This window comes from Stutzerimonas sp. S1, from assembly GCF_025966695.1.
Taxonomy (GTDB): Bacteria; Pseudomonadota; Gammaproteobacteria; order Pseudomonadales; family Pseudomonadaceae; genus Stutzerimonas.
Genome location: NZ_JAOEIY010000002.1, coordinates 160,345 through 181,013, shown reverse-complemented (window position 1 = coordinate 181,013; position 20,669 = coordinate 160,345). Strand labels below are relative to the sequence as shown.

Sequence of the window (20,669 nt, the reverse complement as noted above, 5' to 3'; positions counted from 1 at the left end):
ACTTCAGAAGCCATCGGTGGAAATGAAGTCCACGTCAGTCTTCGGCTCGCCGCTCATCAGTGCACCAATGACCTGATCGAGCGTACGCCCCTCGAAAAGAATCGCATGCAGCCCCGCGACCAGCGGCATGTAGACCTGCAGCTCCTCGGCTTTGCACTTGAGCACCTTGATCGTATTGACGCCCTCGGCCACCTCACCCAGACGAGAAACCGCCTCCTCCAGACTGAGGCCTTCGCCCAGCGCGTATCCCACCTGGAAATTGCGGCTCTTCGGCGAGGTGCAGGTCACGATCAGGTCGCCTACTCCGGCCAGGCCAAGAAAGGTCATGGGATTGGCACCGAGCTTGACGGCAAAGCGCGTCATCTCGGCGAGCGCACGGGTGATCAGCATGCTGCGGGTGTTCTCGCCCATTCCCAGCGCTGCCGCCATTCCCGCCATGATCGCGTAGACATTCTTCAACGCCCCGCCAAGCTCGACGCCGAAACGATCGGCACTGGCGTACACGCGAAAGGTACGACCGTGCAGGACGTCCTGTACGTTGCGGCAAAGTGTCTCATCGTGACTGGCTACCACGGTCGCGGTCAGCGCGTGCTCGGCCACTTCGCGCGCCAGGTTGGGACCGGACAACACGCCGATCCGCGCCTGCGGTGCAACCTCCTCGAGAATCTGACTCATCAACTTGAAACCGTCCGCCTCGATGCCCTTTGTAGTGCTGACCAGCTGCTTACCGGCGAGCCGAGCTGAATGAGGCTGCAGTGCCTGGCGTAGCGCGCTCGAGGGCAGCGCGACGAAGATCAGCTCGCAGGCATCGAGCGTCTGTGCGAGATCGGTGGTCGGCTGCACCTGCTGCAGAATGTTTACCCCCTTGAGGTATCGGGGGTTCTGCCGCTGGGTGCGAATGCTTTCGGCCTGTTCGGCGTCGCGCATCCAAAGCAGGACGGCATGCCCGTTCTCCGCTAGCAGATTGGCGATTGCGGTGCCGAAACTGCCGCCGCCGAGCACAGCGATAGGTTGCTTAGCTGTCATGTGGTTACCGTAGTGGGCCATTTCGGATGGCGGTGCGGGGCATTATACGTAGCGCGCCGCACGCGGCCAGCACCAGCCCCGGAGCGCGGTCATCAACGTCTTGCGAACCGCGCAGGATGACGACACGAAGCCATTTGCAGCGGTGACGGCATTACTGCGTTGAACATTGGTCTATGACAAGAACCCGTCGCAAAGTCTTCGTTGCCGGGCAAGGAGTGTTAAAGTAGCCGGCCGATTCCGCCCTTTCGTTGTCGAACGGTGGATGACCGGGCGAATGACCGACTGACCACGCTGTGACTTTAGCCACAACGCGACAGTCTATGACTAGTCTTTATAACCAGGCTCCGCTTGCCGGCGCCGGTCAGTGAGCAGCGATAAGCCCTGCATAGAAGGGCCCATTGAGGAATACGCATGACCAAACAACACGCCTTTACTCGGGAAGACCTGCTTCGTTGCAGCCGCGGCGAGCTCTTCGGTCCCGGTAATGCGCAACTGCCCGCGCCGAACATGCTGATGGTCGATCGTATCGTTCACATCAGCGAAGTGGGCGGCAAGTATGGCAAGGGCGAGCTAGTCGCCGAGCTGGATATCAACCCTGATCTCTGGTTCTTCGCTTGCCATTTCGAAGGCGATCCGGTCATGCCCGGCTGCCTGGGCCTGGACGCCATGTGGCAGCTGGTCGGCTTCTATCTCGGCTGGCAGGGCAACCCCGGCCGCGGCCGTGCCCTCGGCTCGGGCGAAGTGAAATTCTTTGGCCAGGTCCTGCCGACCGCCAAGAAGGTCACCTATAACATCCATATCAAGCGCACCATCAACCGCTCGCTGATCCTCGGCATCGCCGATGGTACGGTCAGCGTCGATGGCCGCGAGATCTACAGTGCCGAAGGTTTGCGCGTCGGCCTGTTCACCTCTACCGACAGCTTTTGAAGGACATCCGCATGCGTCGCGTCGTGATCACCGGCCTGGGTATCGTTTCCTGCCTGGGCAATGACAAAGAGACCGTCTCCGGCAACCTGCGCGCCGGCCGCCCCGGCATTCGCTTCAATCAGGCTTATGCGGACATGGGTCTGCGCAGCCAGGTTTCCGGCTCCGTCAACCTGAATCTCGAAGAGCTGATCGACCGCAAGGTCCTGCGCTTCATGGGTGACGCCGCGGCCTATGCCTACCTGGCCATGGAACAAGCGGTAAAGGATGCCGGCTTCAGCGCCGACGACATCTCCAACCCGCGCATCGGCCTGGTAGCTGGCTCCGGTGGTGCTTCGACCATCAACCAGATGGAAGCCATCGACATCCTGCGCGACAAGGGCGTCAAGCGCATCGGCCCATACCGCGTGCCGCGCACCATGAGCAGCACCGTGTCGGCCTGCCTGGCGACCCCGTTCCGCATCAAGGGCATCAACTACTCCATCGCTTCGGCTTGCGCGACCAGCGCGCATTGCATCGGCCATGCCATGGAGCAGATCCAGATGGGCAAGCAGGACGTGGTCTTTGCCGGAGGCGGCGAGGAAGAACATTGGAGCCAGAGCTGCCTGTTCGACGCCATGGGCGCGCTGTCCAGCCAGTACAACGACACGCCGGAGAAGGCCTCCCGCGCCTATGACGCCAAGCGTGACGGCTTCGTCATTGCCGGCGGTGGCGGCATGGTCGTAGTCGAAGAGCTGGAGCATGCACTCAAGCGCGGCGCCAAGATCTACGCGGAAATCGTCGGTTACGGCGCCACTTCCGATGGCTACGACATGGTTGCCCCGAGCGGTGAAGGCGCGCTGCGCTGCATGCAGCAGGCGATGTCCACCGTTGAAGGCCCGATCGACTACCTCAACACTCACGGCACCTCCACTCCGGTCGGTGATGTGGCCGAGATCAAGGCTGTGCGCAACATGTTCGGCGACAAGGTCCCGACCATCAGCTCCACCAAGAGCCTGTCCGGTCACTCGCTGGGCGCCGCCGGCGTGCACGAGGCGATCTACTGCATGCTGATGATGGAAGGCAATTTCATCGCCGGTTCGGCCAACATCGATGAGCTGGATCCGGAAGTCGCCGACATGCCGATCCTGCGTCAATCGCGTGAGAACGCTCAGCTCGACACCGTCATGAGCAACAGCTTCGGCTTCGGCGGCACCAACGCCACGCTGGTGCTCAAGCGCTGGAAAGGCTGATCGCGTCCATCGCAGAAAAACACAACGGCGCCTTCGGGCGCCGTTGTCGTTTCTGTAGCGGGTTTATTCGCAGGCTGCGCCAGCAGCGCTTTCCGTTTCAGCCATCCGCCTCGACCGTATCGCCATGAGCAAGGCACGAAGCAGCGGTGAACAGCACGTCGGTCGATGAGTTGAGCGCGGTTTCGGCGGAATCCTGCACTACGCCGATAATGAAGCCAACTGCCACCACCTGCATCGCCAAGTCGTTGGAGATACCGAACAGGCTGCACGCCAGCGGGATCAGCAGCAACGATCCACCCGCCACCCCCGATGCACCGCAGGCGCACACAGAGGCAAGCAGGCTCAGCAGCAACGCCGTCGGTAGATCCACGGCCACGCCCAAGGTATGGACCGCTGCCAACGTCAGCACACTGATGGTGATCGCGGCGCCACCCATGTTGATAGTCGCCCCCAGAGGAATCGACACCGAATAGGTATCCTTGTGCAAGCCCAAACGCTGGCAAAGCTGCAGATTGACCGGGATGTTCGCCGCCGAACTACGGGTGAAGAACGCCGTGATCCCGCTTTCACGCAGGCACATGAACACCAGCGGATAGGGATTGCGGCGAATCTGCCAATACACGATCAGCGGATTGATCACCAACGCCATGAACAGCATGCTGCCTACCAGCACCAACAACAGCTGCAGATAGCCCAACAGGGTTTCGAAGCCCGATTCAGCCAGCGTGCTGGCAACCAGGCCGAACACACCCAGCGGCGCCAACCGGATGACAACCTTGACGATCAGCGTCACGCCATCGGACAGATCACTGACAAGTTGCCGCGTGCTCTCCCCAGCATGGCGAAACGCGAAGCCCAGTCCGATGGCCCACGCCAGAATGCCAATGAAGTTGCCACTGATCAGCGCCCGCACCGGATTATCCACGACGTTGAACAGCAACGTCTGCAGAACGCCGGTGACACCGGACGGCGGGGTCACGTCGGTGGTCTGGCTGACCAGCGTCAGCTCGGTGGGAAACAGGAAGCTTGCGGTCACCCCCACCACCGCGGCGCTAATAGTTCCCAGCGCATAAAGCAGGATGATCGGTCGGACATGAGTCGGCTGGCCGCGCTTGTGGTTGGCCAGCGAAGCGGTGACCAGTACGAACACCAGCACCGGTGCGACGGCCTTCAGCGCCGCCACGAACAGATCGCCGAGCAAGCCCGCCGATTGCGCCGCGGACGGCACCAGCAACGCCAGCACGCCACCGGCAACGAGGCCGACGATGATCTGGGCGACCAGGCTGGTGCGGCTGAGAAATCGGAAGGTACGGCTTGGCAGATCGGACATGGGCTGCTTCTCGAGACTATCTGGCTGTAGACATGGCGGCCCGTCCGCCGCACGACTTGCTGGCCGACGAGCCCGCCACTCGTAAAAAACGCCGGATACTACGCGGCTCGCACGCATTAGCCCAGCCTTGCCGGCCGTTGCACGCCAGAAGGCAAACGGTCATACCCGCGCAGCTGCCAGCCGACTCAGCGGAAACATGCCCCGGCGCTGACCAGGGCATCGACCGGGCGACGGGCGTTCGGTTGTGCCGCTCAGATACTGAAGCGGGCCACCAGAGCGTTCAGATCGACAGCCAGTCGCGCCAGTTCCTGGCTAGCCGCGCTGGTCTGGTTGGCACCGGCCGAGGTCTGCAGTGACAGATCGCGGATGTTCACCAGATTGCGGTCGACCTCGCGAGCGACCTGCGCCTGCTCTTCCGATGCGCTGGCGATCACCAGGTTGCGTTCACTGATCTGACCGATCGCGTCTGCAATGGCATCCAGCGCTGTACCCGCTGCCTGCGCCATCTCGAGCGTGGTGCGGGCGCGCTCGTTGCTGGATTGCATTGCCTGCACAGCCTGATCGGTGCCCCGATGAACATCGCCGATCATCTGCTCGATCTCCTGGGTCGACTGCTGGGTGCGATGCGCCAGCGCCCGCACTTCATCTGCCACCACGGCGAAACCACGACCGGCGTCACCCGCCCGTGCCGCTTCGATCGCCGCGTTCAGCGCCAGTAGGTTGGTCTGTTCGGCGATCGCACGGATAACATCCAGCACCTTGCTAATGTCACGCACCTGCCCTGCCAGCTGCTCGACGACTGCGGCGGTGTTCGTCACATCGCCAGCCAGCAGACCGATGGAGTCGACCGTACGGATGACCTGCTGGCGTCCGTGCTGCGCGGTTGCATCGGATTCGCGCGACGCTTCCGAGGTTGCCACCGCATTGCGAGCGACCTCGTCGACTGCTGTGGTCATTTCGTTCACTGCCGTGGCGGCCTGCTCGATCTCGGTGTTCTGTTGATGCAACCCGCGGGTGGAGTCTTCGGTGACCACGTTCAACTCTTCGGCAGCGGAAGCGAGCTGATTGGAGGAGTCGGAAATCCGCTGGATGGTATCGCGCAGGCTGGTCTGCATGGTTTTGAGAGACATCAGCAAGCGCGCCGGTTCATCATTGCCCTCGATTTCGATCGGCCGGGCAAGATCCCCCCCAGCCACGCTTTCCGCGACAGCGACGGCTTGCCCCAGCGGCTTCACGATGCTGCGGGTGAAAACCCATGCCAGCAGCCAGGTCAACAGCCCCGCACCGACCAACATTGCGACCATCCAGGCTCGCGCGGAAACGAAGTACGTCTGTGCGCTTTCGGTCGATAGCTCAGCCTGCGTCCGGTTGAACTCAACCAAAGCACGTACTTCACTGCTCATGGCGCTGGCGACCTGATTGAACTGAGAACCAACGAGCTCGACCGCAGCCTCTAGCTGCCCACTGCCTTCCAATCGCTGAACTTCGCTCAGAACCTCCTCGAAGCGCTGCCGCTCCGCCAGATAGCGGCCGAAGATAGCCCTTTCCTCAGCCATGAAAATGGTCCGCGCGTAAGCCTCTTCGAGCGGACGCAAGTCATTGCGAAAGCGCTCCAAGACCGCCCGGTTCTCCTCTACCCTCGTGCGATCGAGCAACAAACGCAGGGTATGGATGCGGATTCGCAAGGTGTGTTGGTTCACTTCACCCAACGCCGTGATGCTCGGCAGCCATTGACTGCTGACCTCGCTTCCCTCCTCGCGAATCAAGTTCATCTGCCGTAGAGCAAACAGGCCAAGCAGCAGCACGAGCAGCCCGATCAGGCCGAAGCCCAACGCCGAGCGTTTGGAAATATTCAAATTGCGGATGAACATGGGACAACCTCGCTCCATGACAGAATTTTGCGGCAGTCAGAATGCCGATTCGGTCACATTATCGGAGCGAGCTTTCTAACACTTGAATCTTTGACGCCAATAAATCGGCAACTTCGAGGCTTTGCCGATGAATGGCAGCACAACAACCTCGGCCAGGACTCACCGAATATTGAAGCGCTGCTCGGCGAGCTTGCGGTCACCCTGAAACACGAAGAAATGCCATTCACCGCGCACCAGCTCGTGTGGTTCGGTGAACTCGAACGCCATGACGTCTTGGGCGGCAGCCGGCGCCAGCGCCTGAACCACCTCGAACTTGTCGTGACGAACGCCATCGGCCGTCACGACACCTGGTGTGAGATAAAGCAGGGTCAGTGGCGTGTCCCCTTCACGCTTTCCCACCAGGCTATAGCGCAGACCAAACTTGGTCCCCAGCCTGGCTGGGATATCAGTGGTGTGCTTGATTGACTGCGCGCCGGTACGCAGCAACCGCTGCCCCGCTTCAAGTTCAACCTCCGGGCTTTCGAATACTCCGTACTCCACGTCGCCGTCGAGACGCACCTGCGCCATGGCGCTTTCAGCGAACAGCGCCGCCGAGAGCCAAAAAACCATTGATTTGAATCGCATGTCCAGCCTCGCCTTCATTTCGAAAGGCTGGAGAATATGACTCGCTCATTTCAGGGGCGTGACAATCCTTCATTGCGGGTCTTGTCGCGCGGCAACAACGCAAGAAAATTCTCCCGCGCGACCTGGCGCGCGACATCCTCCGGCAGCGCATCGAGGAACGGTGCGAAAGCCGCCATCCCCTCACCCAGCTTGTCGAAACGTCCAACCACGTCGGAACCCAGCACGAAGCGGGTCGGATGGAGCTCGACCAGTGCAAGCCACTGCGCATCCGGCTTACCGTGTTCGTCGAGCAGGTAGGGATTGAGCATGGTCCACGATAGATCGATATAGAGATTGGGGTAGTCATCGAGCAACCGCTTCACCGTCGGCAGGAGAAACTCGAGCTTCTCCTGATGGCGATGCAGCTCCATGCTGGTGCCGGCATGCGCCCAGATGAATCGAGTATGTGGATGGTTGCGCAGCGGTTCCTCCAGCTCCGTCAGATACAGAGGATTGCGTTCGCGCTTGGAGGTGATATTGGTGTGCAGCAGCACCGGCAGGTCGAACTCTGCAGCCAGGTGGTAGACGCGCGCCAGCGCCTCGTTGTTGGCCCTCGGCGTATCGCCTTCGGTCAGGGCGGTCACGTCATCGTGACGGGTAAACACTTCGCCAATGCCCTGCCAAAGACCGGGATGAAGCTCCAGCATCCGGCGGATGTGTGCATCGGCGTTCTTATCGTTGGGATTGAAGCCGGAGAGAAATGGATGGAAACGCTGGCGTTGCGTCTCATCAAGTTCCTCCAGAGCGGCAGCCACCAGCACATCGGTCGCGCTGTACCAGTACACCGGTGCATCGTCGCCGGCGTAGTACCGTGGCCGCTTCGGCTCGTTCTCGTGCCATTTCTTGGCCACTGGAATACCGCTGATCATCACGTGATCAATCTTCCCGGCATCCATTGCCGCCAGCAGCTTGGGCATGCCGTCGCTTTCCTGAAAGAAGTCCACGTAATGCAAGTGGGCATCGCTGTAGCGATAGTCGCGCGCCTGCGCAGCCGAAATAAGTCCGAGCAGGCAACATGTAATGAGGCAGATACGTGCAATCGACAACTGAAGTCCTCCTGACAACCAGCCTGATAGACAACCGCCGGTGCATGCCGTTCGGCTTATTGCTTTCGACCCCAAATCCGAATGCCGGACCATATACCCCCACCGGTATTTGATCGATATCAAAGGTGAAGCTGTCTGCCGCCAGTACCCTCTCGCTGTCCTGTAGTCCTGACGTATCTTATCGACCAGGCTCCACCACGAACCCGAAACCAAAGGATCCATCCATGGCACTCAAAACCATCAGCGCTCGCGGACAGATGAACGCAGGCATGAGCATCGAAGTGGAATGCGGCAATCATCGGCTGATCATGGATCAACCCAAACATGCCGCGGGTCAGGACCTCGGGCCGACGCCACTGGAAGCCATCCTTGCAGCCGTGGCTGGCTGCTTCGGGACCATCGGCCGATTCATCGCGCACCAGCAGAAGATCGAGCTGCGCGGGATGCAGTTCGAGATCGAAGCCGATTACGATCCGGCTGGCCTGCTCGGTCGCGACCCCAGCGTCCGCCCCGGTTTCCAAGAGCTGCGGGTGAAGGTCGACATCGATGCCGATCTCAGCCGGGAAGCCAAGCAGGCCATGCTCGAACAGATCGAGCAGCGCTGCCCGGTCGCCGACAACTTGGCCCATGGCACGCGCCTGGTCAGCGAACTCGTATAATCCACCCGCGAAACGAAAAGGCCCGTCATGCGACGGGCCTTTTCTTTACGGCGTTTGCCTCAGCCTCAGGCGGACAGCTCTACCAGCAGCTTGTTCAGGCGCTGCACGTAAGCGGCCGGATCCTTGAGACTGTCGCCTGCCGCTAGCGCGGCCTGATCGAACAGGATGTGCGACAGGTCGGCGAAGCGATCCTCGTCAGGCTCGCCATCGAGCTTCTCGATCAGCGGATGGCTTGGGTTGAACTCGAAGATCGGCTTCGCGTCCGGAACCTTCTGCCCGCTGGCCTCGAGGATCTGGCGCATCTGCAAGCCAAGATCCTGTTCGCCGATAGCAAGAATCGCCGGTGAATCGGTTAGCCGGTGTGATACACGCACCTCCGCCACCTCATCCCCCAGGGCTGCCTTAAGCCGCTCGATCAGCCCCTCCTTGGCTTTGGCAATTTCTTCCTGGGCTTTCTTGTCCTCTTCCGAATCCAGCGTGCCCAGGTCCAGGTCACCGCGCGCAACGTCGACAAACTGCTTGCCGTCGAACTCGGTGAGATAGCTCATCAGCCACTCATCGATGCGGTCGGTGAGCAGGAGCACTTCGATGCCTTTCTTGCGGAAGACTTCCAGGTGCGGGCTGTTCTTGATTTGCGCGTACGATTCGCCGGTGAGGTAGTAGATCTTGTCCTGGCCTTCCTTGACGCGTCCCAGGTAGTCGGCCAGCGATACCGACTGCTCGTCGCCCTCGCCAGCGGTGGAGGCGAAACGCAGCAGGCCGGCGATTTTCTCCTTGTTGGCGAAGTCTTCCGCCGGGCCTTCCTTGAGTACCTGACCGAAAGCCTTCCAGAACGCCTTGTACTCTTCGGGCTTGTCCTTGGCCAGCTTCTCCAGCATGTCCAGCACGCGCTTGGTCAGGGCCGACTTCATCGAGTCGATCACCGGATCTTTCTGCAGGATCTCGCGGGAAACGTTCAGCGACAGGTCGTTGGAGTCCACCACGCCCTTGATGAAGCGCAGGTACAACGGCAGGAACTCGTCGGCCTGATCCATGATGAACACGCGCTGCACGTAGAGCTTGAGCCCCTTGGGTGCCTCGCGGTGATAGAGGTCGAACGGCGCACGACCCGGCACGTAGAGCAGCGAGGTGTACTCCAGCTTGCCCTCGACCTTGTTGTGGCTCCAGGTCAGCGGGTTCTCGAAGTCATGCGCGACGTGCTTGTAGAACTCTTGATACTCCTCGTCCTTGACGTCGGTACGCGGACGGGTCCACAGCGCGCTGGCCCGGTTGACCGTTTCCCACTCAGGCTCGACTGGCGTGTCCTTGTCCTCGCCACTCTCGGGAGAAGAAAGGGGCTCCTTCGGCAGCTCGATCGGCAGGGCGATATGGTCGGAATACTTTTTAACAATGTTGCGTAGGCGCCAGCCGTCGGCGAATTCTTCTTCGCCGCTTTTCAGGTGCAGCACGATGCGGGTACCCCGCTCCGGCTTGTCGATGGTGGCGACCTCGAAATTGCCTTCGCCCTGCGACGACCAGTGCACGCCTTCGGCAGCCGACAGACCTGCGCGACGGGTGTAGACGTCAACCTTGTCCGCAACGATGAAGGCCGAATAGAAGCCCACGCCGAACTGTCCGATCAGATTGGAATCTTTCTTCTGGTCGCCGGACAGGTTCTTCAGGAAATCGGCGGTACCAGACTTGGCAATGGTGCCCAGGTGAGTGATGACGTCCTCGCGGCTCATGCCGATGCCGTTGTCCTCGAGAGTGACCGTCTTGGCGTCCTTGTCGAACGACAGACGGATCTTCAATTCGGCACCACCTTCGAGCAGCTCGGGCTTGGCCAATGCTTCGAAGCGCAATTTGTCGGCTGCATCGGAGGCGTTGGAAATCAGCTCTCGGAGGAAGATTTCCTTGTTCGAGTACAGGGAATGGATCATCAGGTGAAGCAACTGCTTCACTTCGGTCTGGAAGCCCAGGGTTTCTTTTTGAGTCTCCACACTCATCGTTCACAAACTCCACATCGTCAATGGCACGGGCCGCAACTGCGGCAGTGTCAGGCAGATGGGGGATCGCGCGACGGATTTCAAGGGCTATGAACGCACGCTGACGGGCTGCCGCACACCTTGGCGCGAGATGCAGGCCATCGCTTGCCCCGCTGCGGTTACGGCTCCAGCAACTCCAACAGCACGATTTCGCCTGGCGCCAAGTTGTAATAGGCCTCACCAGGGCCGCTGATGACACGACGAATGCGCAAGTTGCCCTCACTGTCGAGGCCCATGAAACGCCCTTCCGCCACGCCACCGCGCTCGGTATGGGCGCGCACTAGCAGATGCTCGTAACGCCCGGGATTGCGCAACAGACGGTCCATGGAGAAGCGTGGCCGACGATCGAGCGTGCTGGCAGGCGGTGCGACGACAGGCTCTACCAGAGCAGCGCTCGGTTTGGCCGGTGCTTGCACAGCGGCCAGCGGCGGATAGTTGTCTCCCTCGACATGCCAGCCTTGTGCGGTTTTGAGCAGAACGAGTTCGTGTGTCGCTTCTTGCCCCTGGACGGTACCACGTGCAGCAATAGTCAATCGGGTCGCCGCCAAGCTGACGTCATCTAACGGTGCCAATTGAACATCACGAGTGGCATACCGGCGCTGCAGGTAGTCCTTCACCACATAAGCGATCGTGTCCAGGGAATCGTGCTGTGTATCGACCTGCCCATCGCGATAGCGCAGGTGATTGGTATATAGCTCGACCTTTCCGCTCAGGCTGGTCGCAAAGTGCGGCGGCAGGACCAGATGGAAGTCCCCACGCAATGTGTTGGGTGCCTCCGGCTGCAGATCCAGGTGCAGGGTATAGCCACCCGTTAGCCGCCTCGCTTCCGGCCGCTCGGTTCCGGGCTCCAACCAGGACAGTCGGATCTCCGGGAGGTTGCCGGTATCATCCGGCAGCACATCCAAGGCCAGCGGCCCCTCTAACTGCTCCGGCAGGCGAATGCTGACTTCCTGTCGAGCGAAGAAGTCCTTGCCCGCCCGTAGCGTCAGTACGCCATCAATGTACTCGCCGTACTGCGGTGTAAAAGCCCGGCCGTTCAGCTGGCCACGCAGCTGGGTAGCCAGCTCAGGCTGTGCCTTCTGAGGCAGCCATTGCATGCTGAAGATTGCCGCCAGCCGCTCGGCATCCCGCGCGGCCAACAGCGACAAGCCGACGATCATGGGAATGAAGCCCAGTCCAACCAACAGCAGCGCCTTGCGCGCCACGTTCCAGTGCCGCACCACATAGGCGAGTGTGACAGGCGGCAGCAGGCTGCCGATGCCCCAGAAGAGACTGGTCCCGAAGGCGAGGCTGACCAGCCAGACCAGACCCGCAAGGGTCAACAGCAGACCGCCGAGAATCAACAACGCATCCATTCACAATCCTTGACTCAAACTTGGGTGGTCGCCAGCCGGCCACCCTCGCCCGAACGTCAGGGTTCGTCGATCTTGAAATGGCAGCGGGCGGTAGCTATGGGTTCGGCCTGGGTAGTTTGCCAGGCAGTGATCGCGACGTTGGCGACCCTGCGCCCCTGGCGCCATACCTGGCAGGCAGCGAAGGTGTCACGATAGTGACCGGCTCGCAGATAATCTATCGAGAAGTCGATGATTTTCGGCAAATGTGGTGCGCCCATGAACATCAGTAGATGCAGCATCGCCGCATGTTCCATGAAGCCGGCGATCACCCCGCCATGTATGGCCGGCAGCATCGGGTTGCCGATGTTGTCCTCGTTCTGCGGCAGGCGGAACACCATCTCATCGCCCAGGCGCAGGCATTCGATCCCAATTAGCCTGGCGTAGGGCACTAGGTTAATCAGTGGGTCGTAGTCATTGCTTTCATGCGCCTGACGTACCAGCTCGTTGAAATTCACCTTGCTCACGCCTCGCCCCCCTTTGCCACCAAGGGCTGTACACCTTTACCCATGCGCATGAAAGTGCCAACCACGTGAGCGATGGGCTCATTGATGTCGCGCTGGTAGGCGACACCTCGGGTGAAGATCACTGTCGGGGTGACTCGATAGCACTCGGCAAAGCCAAACACATCGTGGCCGGGCTCAGCCGGATGCATGTAGTCGATACGGAGATCGAGCGTCGGACAGACTTCCAGCTCCGGCAGCGCACAGGCAGTTGAAATGCCGCAGGTGGTATCCATGAGCGTGGTTATAGCGCCACCATGAATGCCGCCGGTTTCCGGATTGCCGATCAGCTTGTCGCTGTAGGGCAAGCGCAGAGTCAGGCCGTCGCGATCGGCATGCTCAACGCGCAAGCCGAGCACCTGGCAATGGCGCAATAAAGAGAGAAAGCGTTGGGTACGCTCAAGAATATGGCTGTCGCTCATCGGTACTCTCGGACACTGAATCGAGCCCGGCATGATACCGCTTCGCCAGCGCTACCCCTACTCCTTGAGCGGGTCGGTGGTAGAGGTTGGCGTGAACACCATGACCTGCAGTACGTCCGAATGAAACTCACGGCGGTAGAGAATCAGCACTACCCCCGTGGTGACCAGCATGAAGAACCACGGATGGATGAACCAGGCCAGCGTGGCCATGCCGAAGTAGTAGGCCCGCAAACCGAAGTTGAACTGATTGGCCGCCATCGAGATGACCCGCGCGGCCCGCTCGGCAAATGCCTTACGTTCCAGATCGCTGACGTTGCGCTCCCCCGCCATCGGCGCGGAGGCCACCAGCACCGCGGCAAAATTGTACTGCCGCATGCACCAGCTGAACGTGAAGAAGGCGTAAACGAATACTACCGCCAGCCCAAGCAGCTTGATTTCCGAAAGGCCACGGCTGACAGGCTGAGCAAACGGCAGATCGGCCAGCAACGACACGGCGCGCTCGGACGCGCCGAGGGCGGTGAGGATGCCGGCGAGGATGATCAGAGTACTGGAGGCAAAAAACGAAGCGTTGCGCTCAAGATTACCGATCACGTTGGCATCGGCGATGCGGTTGTCGCGCAGCAGCAGGCGCTGCATCCAGTCTTGCCGATAGAGATGCAGCACGCTGGCCAGGCAAGCCGTGTCACGACCGCGCCAGGTGGCGTAGCGGGTGTACCCCACCCAGCAGAGAATGAACCAGCCGACCGCAACAGCATGCGGTATCAGATGATCAGCAATCGTCATGGCAGCCCCTCGAGAGTTGCGCAGGATTATAGCGAGACGCTGCGAGCGCCCGCAGCATCAAGGCCGCTGTCGCGGCTGTGCTGATTGCAGCAACACCCTATTACCACACTAGACCAGCGAGCATCACGCTTGCTGCGGTTTACCGAGCAGTCGATCGACCACGACTGCCACCGCCAACATCCCCAGAGCCGGCAGCAACCAGCCCATGCTCTGCTCGGCGAATGGCAGGCTGCTGAACCACTGCGGGATCAGTTGTGTGAAGCCAGCCGCAGCGAGCCCGTCCGTTACGCCGAAGACCAGCGTCACCGCCATGACCGGCATGAATACCCGTGCCTGCGAGACCCACAGTCGATCGAGCAGGCTTAGCGCGACCAGAACAATGGCCAACGGATAGAGCCCCACCAGAACCGGAACCGAAACACTGATCAACTGCGTGAGCCCCTGATTCGCTACCAGCAGGCTGAACAGTGCGCACAGAATGACCACGCTGCGGTACGAAACCGGCAGCAAAGCGCTGAAGAACTCGCCGCAGGCGACGGTGAGGCCGACCGCCGTGGTCAGGCACGCCAGCGTGATCACGATGGCAAGTAGCAGACTACCCGGGGTTCCAAAAGTGTGCTGTACATAGCTGGTGAGAATCTGCACGCCGTTCTGTGCGTCCCCGGCGATGCCCTGGCTGGTAGCCCCGAGGTAGAACAGCGCCAGATAAACCAGCGACAGCCCGATCGCGGCGATCACGCCAGCGGTCATCGAGTAACGCGTCACAAGCCCCGCATCGGTCACGCCCTTGTCACGAATGGCAGTGGCAATAACGATGCCGAACACCAGTGCGCCCAGGGTATCCATGGTCAGGTAACCTTCGAGGAAACCCTTGATTAACGGATTGGTCTGGTAGGTTTCGGCGGTTGCACCAATCTCGCCGGCCGGAGCGAACAGCGCCGCTCCGCCGAGTACCAGCAGCGCCGCCAGCAGCACCGGTGTGATGAACTTGCCGACGCTGTCGACCAGACGTCCCGGATTCAGCACCAGGAACAGCACGGCGGCAAAGAACAGTGAGGTATACAGCGCCAGCGGCGCGGCAGAGTTGCCTGCAAATGGGGCTACCCCCATTTCAAAGGACACCACCGCCGTGCGCGGCGTGGCAAATAACGGCCCGATAGCCAGGTAGACGGCGATGGCCAGCAGCGTACCAGCAACCCGTCCGAGCGGTGCAGTCAATCGATCCATGCCGCCGCCTACACGCGCCAGAGCCACCACTGTCAGCAAAGGCAGCCCCACCCCCGTAAACAGAAAGCCCAGCGCTGCCTGCCAGACGAACTCGCCCGCCGCCATACCAGCGCTAGGCGGAAAAATGATATTGCCGGCACCGAGGAACAGCGCAAAGGTCATGAAGCCCAGGGCAAGCAGGTCGAAGCCTTTCAAACGATTCATTCGAAACAACTACCAAAGGAATAACGGCTGTCGAGAAATACCACGCGGCCGAAGCCCTGGAGCTTCAGCCAACAGCGATCACAACAGCGGGAAGGGTTAGGAAATTCTCCGTGGATATGGAAAACAGGATTCGGCCTGATTGGGCCAACTCCGTGCTGCAGCCTGCGCCTCTCGTGAACGCGGCAGGCAAATTGGAAGATGGCAATGATGCCATTGTCTTGCGATGAATGCCGAGCACACAGTCGGCGCAGGGAATTCGAGTGGCACGAAGGCCGCCCATAGAAGCGGCCTTCGGCAGACGACCTGATATCAGGCGCCCTGCATGCTCCAGCCAGTCACCTCGGCCAGCGCCTTACCAATATCAGCCAGCGAGCGCACGGTCTTCACACCAGCGTCCTGCAGAGCGGCAAACTTCTCCTCCGCGGTACCCTTGCCACCGGAGATGATCGCACCGGCATGCCCCATGCGCTTACCTGCCGGCGCCGTGACGCCGGCAATGTAGGACACGACCGGTTTGGTGACGTTGGCCTTGATGAAAGCCGCTGCCTCCTCCTCCGCCGACCCTCCGATTTCACCGATCATCACGATCGCTTCGGTCTGCGGGTCATTCTGGAACAGCGTCAGGATGTCGATGAAGGTGGACCCGGGGATCGGGTCGCCACCGATGCCGACACAGGTCGACTGGCCGAAACCCGCATCGGTCGTCTGTTTCACCGCTTCATAAGTCAGGGTGCCGGACCGCGAGACGATGCCGACCTTACCCGGTTGATGGATATGCCCCGGCTGGATGCCAATCTTGCACTCGCCGGGAGTGATGACGCCTGGGCAATTGGGCCCAATCAGACGTACACCCAGTGCGTCGCACTTGATTTTCACCTCCAGCATGTCCAGCGTCGGAATGCCCTCGGTAATACAAACGATCAGCTTGATGCCACCGAATGCAGCCTCAAGGATCGAGTCCTTGCAGAAAGGTGCGGGCACGTAGATGACCGACGCGTCAGCCCCGGTCGCCTCGACGGCTTCCTTCACCGTATTGAACACTGGCAGACCGAGATGCCGCGTGCCGCCCTTGCCTGGTGTGACACCACCGACCATCTGGGTGCCGTAGGCGATAGCCTGCTCGGAGTGGAAGGTGCCTTGCGATCCGGTGAATCCCTGGCAGATGACTTTGGTGTCTTTATTGATCAGCACGCTCATTATTTGCCCTCCGCGGCTTTGACAACCTGAATGGCCGCATCGGTCAGGCTGTTGGCGCCGATGATGTTCAGACCGCTTTCGCTCAGCATCTTGGCGCCAAGATCGGCATTATTACCCTCCAGACGCACCACCACCGGCACCTGCACGCCAACTTCCCGGACCGCGCCGATGATGCCCTCGGCAATCATGTCGCAGCGGACGATGCCACCGAAGATATTCACCAGAACGGCTGCGACGTTACTGTCGGAAAGAATAATTTTGAACGCCTCGGTTACCCGCTCCTCGGTGGCTCCGCCGCCCACATCGAGGAAGTTGGCCGGCTTGCCGCCATGCAGATTGACGATATCCATCGTCCCCATGGCCAGCCCGGCACCATTGACCATGCAACCGATGTTCCCGTCCAGGGCGACGTAATTGAGCTCCCACTTCGCCGCATGGGACTCGCGCGGATCATCCTGGGATGGATCAGCCATGTCGCGCAGCTTGGGCTGACGGTAAATGGCGTTACTGTCGATGTTGATCTTGGCGTCCAGACAATGCAGGTTGCCGTCCTTCTTGATCACCAGCGGGTTCACTTCCAGCAACGCGAGGTCGTAGTCCTTGAACAGCTGTGCCAGGCCAACAAAGATGTGGGTGAACTGCTTGACCTGATCGCCCTTGAGCCCGAGCTGGAAAGCAAGTTCCCGAGCCTGGAACGGCTGAGCGCCAACCAAAGGATCGATCGTGGCCTTGAGAATCTTCTCGGGAGTATCGTGCGCGACTTTCTCGATATCCACACCGCCTTCGGTTGAGGCCATGAATACGATGCGCCGACTGGCGCGGTCAACGACAGCGCCAAGGTAGAGCTCCTTGTCGATCTCCGTACACGCCTCGACGAGAATCTTGCTGACCGGCTGCCCATTGGCATCGGTCTGGTAGGTGACCAGACGCTTGTCCAGCCACTGTTGGGCAAAGGCCCGAGCCTCGTCCTTGCTGCGAACCAGCTTGACGCCGCCAGCCTTACCGCGGCCCCCTGCATGCACTTGGGCTTTCACGACCCACTCAGTGCCGCCAATCTTGTCGCAGGCCTCAGCTGCTTCTTTCGGACTATCGACGGCGTAGCCCTTGGAAACCGGCAGACCGTATTCAGCGAATAATTGCTTACCTTGGTACTCGTGAAGATTCATGCTTCTCTACCGTTTGGTTGGTATTGCGCATTTCGGCGCCGCACAAGCCGCGCCACCTCTCTCAAGTCGCTGAAAACTATCCACGATACCTTTCAACGACCTGTCGATACTGAAAATGCCAAGCTTAGGCAGACAAAAGCCCGGCGTGTTCCAAGGGAACACGCCGGGCTTCGGTCTTCTACCATCAGAGATGCTTAGCGCTTCTTGCGATTGGCGATGTGAATGGCATGACCATTAACGGCCAGCGCAGCTTCATGCAGCGCTTCAGACATGGTCGGGTGCGAGAACACCATCATGCCCAGATCTTCGGCACTGGTGCCGAACTCCATGCCGATGGCACCCTGCTGAACCAGCTCTGCCGCGCTCGGGCCCATCACGTGAACGCCCAGCACGCGGTCAGTCTTGGCATCAGCGATGACCTTGACCAGACCAGCGGTGTCGTTGGCGGCCATCGCACGGCCGCTGGCAGCGAACGGGAAGACACCGACGTTGACTTCGACGCCCTCAGCCTTGAGCGCTTGCTCGCTCTTGCCGACCCATGCGATTTCCGGATGCGTGTAGATCACCGAAGGCACCAAGTCGTAGTTCATCTGGGTCTTGTGACCAGCGATACGCTCGGCGACCATCACACCTTCTTCGGACGCCTTGTGGGCCAGCATGGCACCACGTACGACGTCACCGATGGCATAAACGCCCGGCACGCTGGTAGCGCAGTAATCGTCGACAAAGATGAAGCCACGCTCGTCCATGTCGACACCGGCATCGGCAGCCAGCAGATCGGTGGTGACCGGACGACGGCCAACCGCAACGATCAGCTTATCGAAGGTCATCTGCTGCTCGCCTTCGGCGCTGGTGAAGCTGACGGTAACCTGATCACCCGAGACCTGCGAGCCAGTCAGACGCGCGCCCAGCAGAATCTTGAGGCCCTGCTTGGTGAGAACCTTGAAGGCTTCCTTGGCAATCTGCTCGTCGGCGGCCGGCAGGAACTTGTCCATGGCCTCGATAACGGTTACTTCGGCGCCCAGGCGCGCCCAGACCGAACCCAGCTCCAGACCAATGACGCCGGCGCCAATCACACCGAGCTTCTTCGGCACGCTTTGGAAATCCAAGGCGCCGGTAGAGTCGACGATGATCTTCTGGTCCACCGGGGCCGGCGGAATGTTCACCGGCGTGGAGCCGGATGCCAGAATGACATTCTCCGCAGCCAGAGTCTGAACGTTACCATCCAGCCCGGTGACTTCGACTTGCTTGCCAGCCAGCAGCTTGCCGTGCCCTTCGAACACAGTCACACCATTGGCCTTCATCAGCGCAGAAACACCACCGGTGAGGTTTTTGACGATCTGATCCTTGCGCGCGATCATCGTCGGAACGTCCATGGCGACGTCACCGGTGCTGATACCGTGCACTTTGAAGCTCTCGTGGGCTTCGTGATACTTGTACGAGCTGTCCAGCAGCGCCTTGGACGGGATGCAACCAACGTTCAGACAGGTCCCGCCCAGCGCGGTTTTGCCTTCCTTACCCTGATACTTCTCGATGCAGGCGGTTTTCAGACCCAGTTGGGCGGCCTTGATGGCGGCAACATAGCCACCAGGGCCAGCACCGATGACGACTACGTCGAATTTCTGGCTCATTACAAATCCTCTTTACGCAACTTAAAGCCAAAGGCTGCAGGCAACAGGCCAGGCACACGCCCTTCCTGTCAGCTGCAGCCCTGGTGTCTCGATTAGATGTCCAGCAGCAAGCGAGCCGGGTCTTCCAGCAGATCCTTCATGGTAACCAGGAACGTTACCGCTTCCTTGCCGTCGATCAAGCGGTGATCGTACGACAGCGCCAGGTACATCATCGGCAGGATGACCACCTGGCCATTGACGGCCATGGGGCGCTCCTGAATCTTGTGCATGCCGAGAATGGCGGTCTGCGGCGGGTTGACGATCGGAGTCGACAGCAGCGAACCGAATACACCACCGTTGGAGATGGTGAAGGTACCGCCAGTCATCTCTTCGATTGTCAGCTTGCCAGCCTTGGCCTTCTTGCCGAAATCGTTGATACCACCTTCGATTTCCGCGAGGCTCATGTGCTCGGCATTGCGCAGGACTGGAACGACCAGACCACGATCACTGGACACGGCAACACCGATGTCCTGGTAGCCATGGTAGACGATGTCGTTGCCATCGATGGACGCGTTTACACCCGGCTGACGCTTGAGTGCCTCCACGGCCGCCTTGACGAAGAAGGACATGAAGCCCAGACGCACGCCATTGTGGGTCTTCTCGAACAGGTCCTTGTACTTGGCACGCAGCTCCATGATCGGCTTCATGTTGACTTCGTTGAACGTCGTCAGCATTGCCATGGACGATTGAGCTTCGACAAGACGCTCGGCAACCTTGGCACGCAGGCGAGTCATCGGGACGCGCTTCTCGACACGATCACCAGCGGCAAAGACCGGAGCCGCAGCCGCCGGCGCAGCGGGCTTAGCGACAGCCGCCGGAGCGGATTTCTTGGCTTCGATGGCAGCAACCACGTCTTCCTTGGTCACGCGACCATCTTTGCCAGTGCCACGCACGCTGTTCGGGTCGATGCCGTTTTCCTCGGCCAGCTTGCGCGCGGCCGGAGCCAGAATCGCCTCTTCAGCGGCGGCAGCCGGAGCTGCAGCGACAGGAGCAGCGGCTTGAGCCGGAGTCGCAGCAGGCGCAGCCGCGGCAGCTGCGCCTGCTTCCAGTTTGCCTAGCAGCTCGCCGCTGAGAACGGTGTCACCTTCGTTCTTGACGATTTCGACAAGGACGCCGTCCGCCTCAGCCAGCACTTCCATGACCACCTTGTCGGTTTCGATGTCAACGATCAGCTCGTCACGCTTGACCGCTTCACCGGGTTGCTTATGCCAGGTGGCGACGGTGCCGTCAGCAACCGATTCGGGGAATGTAGGGGCTTTAATCTCGATAGCCATTATCAGGGGTCCTATTGATTCGGTTTCTACATCGAGGCCGTGCCTTGCACGGCCTCT

The 20,669-nt window shown here is 60.4% G+C and carries 18 protein-coding genes; 3 read left to right on the top strand and 15 right to left on the bottom strand.

Going from position 1 to position 20,669, the window contains the following annotated elements; all coding sequences use genetic code 11:
• Nucleotides 1-3: 3 nt before the first annotated feature.
• Nucleotides 4-1,026, bottom strand: a complete 1,023-nt coding sequence (locus N8H22_RS04805; protein WP_264589488.1) for an NAD(P)H-dependent glycerol-3-phosphate dehydrogenase — start codon at nt 1,024-1,026, stop codon at nt 4-6.
• 411 nt (nt 1,027-1,437) lie between these two features.
• Here N8H22_RS04805 and fabA point away from each other — a divergent pair, with 411 nt between their 5' ends.
• Complete coding sequence (gene fabA / locus N8H22_RS04800) at nt 1,438-1,953, top strand: 3-hydroxyacyl-[acyl-carrier-protein] dehydratase FabA (protein WP_003285418.1); 516 nt, start codon at nt 1,438-1,440, stop codon at nt 1,951-1,953.
• Nucleotides 1,954-1,964: 11 nt separating this feature from the next.
• Nucleotides 1,965-3,182: a beta-ketoacyl-ACP synthase I gene (gene fabB, locus N8H22_RS04795; protein ID WP_264589487.1), complete on the top strand. Its 1,218-nt coding sequence runs from the start codon at nt 1,965-1,967 to the stop codon at nt 3,180-3,182.
• Between the two features lie 97 nt (nt 3,183-3,279).
• On the opposite strand, the gene sstT is transcribed toward fabB, so the two are convergent.
• The 4 genes from sstT to N8H22_RS04775 all read right to left on the bottom strand — a co-directional run bounded on the left by sstT (nt 3,280) and on the right by N8H22_RS04775 (nt 8,092).
• Nucleotides 3,280-4,512 (bottom strand): serine/threonine transporter SstT, encoded by a 1,233-nt coding sequence (gene sstT / locus N8H22_RS04790; RefSeq protein ID WP_264589486.1) that lies wholly within the window; start codon nt 4,510-4,512, stop codon nt 3,280-3,282.
• A gap of 251 nt (nt 4,513-4,763) precedes the next feature.
• Nucleotides 4,764-6,383, bottom strand: coding sequence for a methyl-accepting chemotaxis protein (locus tag N8H22_RS04785; RefSeq protein WP_264589485.1), 1,620 nt, complete (start codon nt 6,381-6,383; stop codon nt 4,764-4,766).
• A gap of 159 nt (nt 6,384-6,542) precedes the next feature.
• Nucleotides 6,543-7,007 carry a DUF3859 domain-containing protein gene (locus N8H22_RS04780; RefSeq protein WP_264589484.1) on the bottom strand — a complete coding sequence of 155 codons (465 nt, stop codon included), beginning with the start codon at nt 7,005-7,007 and terminating at the stop codon, nt 6,543-6,545.
• A 50-nt stretch (nt 7,008-7,057) separates the two neighbouring features.
• On the bottom strand, nt 7,058-8,092 hold the full coding sequence (locus tag N8H22_RS04775; protein WP_264589483.1) for an amidohydrolase: 1,035 nt from the start codon (nt 8,090-8,092) through the stop codon (nt 7,058-7,060).
• Nucleotides 8,093-8,316: 224 nt separating this feature from the next.
• Here N8H22_RS04775 and N8H22_RS04770 point away from each other — a divergent pair, with 224 nt between their 5' ends.
• Complete coding sequence (locus tag N8H22_RS04770; RefSeq protein ID WP_264589482.1) at nt 8,317-8,751, top strand: OsmC family protein; 435 nt, start codon at nt 8,317-8,319, stop codon at nt 8,749-8,751.
• 65 nt (nt 8,752-8,816) lie between these two features.
• On the opposite strand, the gene htpG is transcribed toward N8H22_RS04770, so the two are convergent.
• From htpG to odhB, 10 genes are all read right to left on the bottom strand, one after another.
• Nucleotides 8,817-10,736, bottom strand: a complete 1,920-nt coding sequence (htpG, locus tag N8H22_RS04765; RefSeq protein WP_264589481.1) for a molecular chaperone HtpG — start codon at nt 10,734-10,736, stop codon at nt 8,817-8,819.
• Between the two features lie 158 nt (nt 10,737-10,894).
• Nucleotides 10,895-12,130: an MFS transporter gene (locus N8H22_RS04760; protein WP_264589480.1), complete on the bottom strand. Its 1,236-nt coding sequence runs from the start codon at nt 12,128-12,130 to the stop codon at nt 10,895-10,897.
• Between the two features lie 56 nt (nt 12,131-12,186).
• Nucleotides 12,187-12,633: a PaaI family thioesterase gene (locus N8H22_RS04755; RefSeq protein WP_264589479.1), complete on the bottom strand. Its 447-nt coding sequence runs from the start codon at nt 12,631-12,633 to the stop codon at nt 12,187-12,189.
• Complete coding sequence (locus tag N8H22_RS04750) at nt 12,630-13,091, bottom strand: PaaI family thioesterase (protein WP_264589478.1); 462 nt, start codon at nt 13,089-13,091, stop codon at nt 12,630-12,632. Before N8H22_RS04750 ends, N8H22_RS04755 begins: the two co-directional genes overlap by 4 nt.
• Nucleotides 13,092-13,148: 57 nt before the next feature.
• Nucleotides 13,149-13,874, bottom strand: a complete 726-nt coding sequence (locus N8H22_RS04745; protein ID WP_264589477.1) for a DUF599 family protein — start codon at nt 13,872-13,874, stop codon at nt 13,149-13,151.
• A 123-nt stretch (nt 13,875-13,997) separates the two neighbouring features.
• Nucleotides 13,998-15,305 (bottom strand): branched-chain amino acid transport system II carrier protein, encoded by a 1,308-nt coding sequence (brnQ, locus tag N8H22_RS04740; RefSeq protein ID WP_264589476.1) that lies wholly within the window; start codon nt 15,303-15,305, stop codon nt 13,998-14,000.
• A 309-nt stretch (nt 15,306-15,614) separates the two neighbouring features.
• Entirely contained in the window at nt 15,615-16,502 is an 888-nt protein-coding gene (sucD, locus tag N8H22_RS04735; protein WP_264589475.1) for a succinate--CoA ligase subunit alpha, read from the bottom strand.
• Nucleotides 16,502-17,668: an ADP-forming succinate--CoA ligase subunit beta gene (sucC, locus tag N8H22_RS04730; RefSeq protein WP_264589474.1), complete on the bottom strand. Its 1,167-nt coding sequence runs from the start codon at nt 17,666-17,668 to the stop codon at nt 16,502-16,504. Before sucC ends, sucD begins: the two co-directional genes overlap by 1 nt.
• A gap of 194 nt (nt 17,669-17,862) precedes the next feature.
• Entirely contained in the window at nt 17,863-19,299 is a 1,437-nt protein-coding gene (gene lpdA / locus N8H22_RS04725; RefSeq protein WP_264589473.1) for a dihydrolipoyl dehydrogenase, read from the bottom strand.
• Between the two features lie 92 nt (nt 19,300-19,391).
• Nucleotides 19,392-20,612 (bottom strand): 2-oxoglutarate dehydrogenase complex dihydrolipoyllysine-residue succinyltransferase, encoded by a 1,221-nt coding sequence (odhB, locus tag N8H22_RS04720; protein ID WP_264589472.1) that lies wholly within the window; start codon nt 20,610-20,612, stop codon nt 19,392-19,394.
• Nucleotides 20,613-20,669: the final 57 nt, after the last annotated feature.

Coding starts and splice junctions, on each gene's coding strand:
- N8H22_RS04760 (WP_264589480.1), bottom strand. CDS start 12,130: ATGGATGCGTTGTTGATTCTCGGCGGTCTGCTGTTGACCCTTGCGGGT.
- lpdA (WP_264589473.1), bottom strand. CDS start 19,299: ATGAGCCAGAAATTCGACGTAGTCGTCATCGGTGCTGGCCCTGGTGGC.
- sucC (WP_264589474.1), bottom strand. CDS start 17,668: ATGAATCTTCACGAGTACCAAGGTAAGCAATTATTCGCTGAATACGGT.
- odhB (WP_264589472.1), bottom strand. CDS start 20,612: ATGGCTATCGAGATTAAAGCCCCTACATTCCCCGAATCGGTTGCTGAC.
- N8H22_RS04805 (WP_264589488.1), bottom strand. CDS start 1,026: ATGACAGCTAAGCAACCTATCGCTGTGCTCGGCGGCGGCAGTTTCGGC.
- fabA (WP_003285418.1), top strand. CDS start 1,438: ATGACCAAACAACACGCCTTTACTCGGGAAGACCTGCTTCGTTGCAGC.
- sucD (WP_264589475.1), bottom strand. CDS start 16,502: ATGAGCGTGCTGATCAATAAAGACACCAAAGTCATCTGCCAGGGATTC.
- fabB (WP_264589487.1), top strand. CDS start 1,965: ATGCGTCGCGTCGTGATCACCGGCCTGGGTATCGTTTCCTGCCTGGGC.
- sstT (WP_264589486.1), bottom strand. CDS start 4,512: ATGTCCGATCTGCCAAGCCGTACCTTCCGATTTCTCAGCCGCACCAGC.
- N8H22_RS04770 (WP_264589482.1), top strand. CDS start 8,317: ATGGCACTCAAAACCATCAGCGCTCGCGGACAGATGAACGCAGGCATG.
- N8H22_RS04745 (WP_264589477.1), bottom strand. CDS start 13,874: ATGACGATTGCTGATCATCTGATACCGCATGCTGTTGCGGTCGGCTGG.
- N8H22_RS04780 (WP_264589484.1), bottom strand. CDS start 7,007: ATGCGATTCAAATCAATGGTTTTTTGGCTCTCGGCGGCGCTGTTCGCT.
- N8H22_RS04785 (WP_264589485.1), bottom strand. CDS start 6,383: ATGTTCATCCGCAATTTGAATATTTCCAAACGCTCGGCGTTGGGCTTC.
- brnQ (WP_264589476.1), bottom strand. CDS start 15,305: ATGAATCGTTTGAAAGGCTTCGACCTGCTTGCCCTGGGCTTCATGACC.
- N8H22_RS04750 (WP_264589478.1), bottom strand. CDS start 13,091: ATGAGCGACAGCCATATTCTTGAGCGTACCCAACGCTTTCTCTCTTTA.
- htpG (WP_264589481.1), bottom strand. CDS start 10,736: ATGAGTGTGGAGACTCAAAAAGAAACCCTGGGCTTCCAGACCGAAGTG.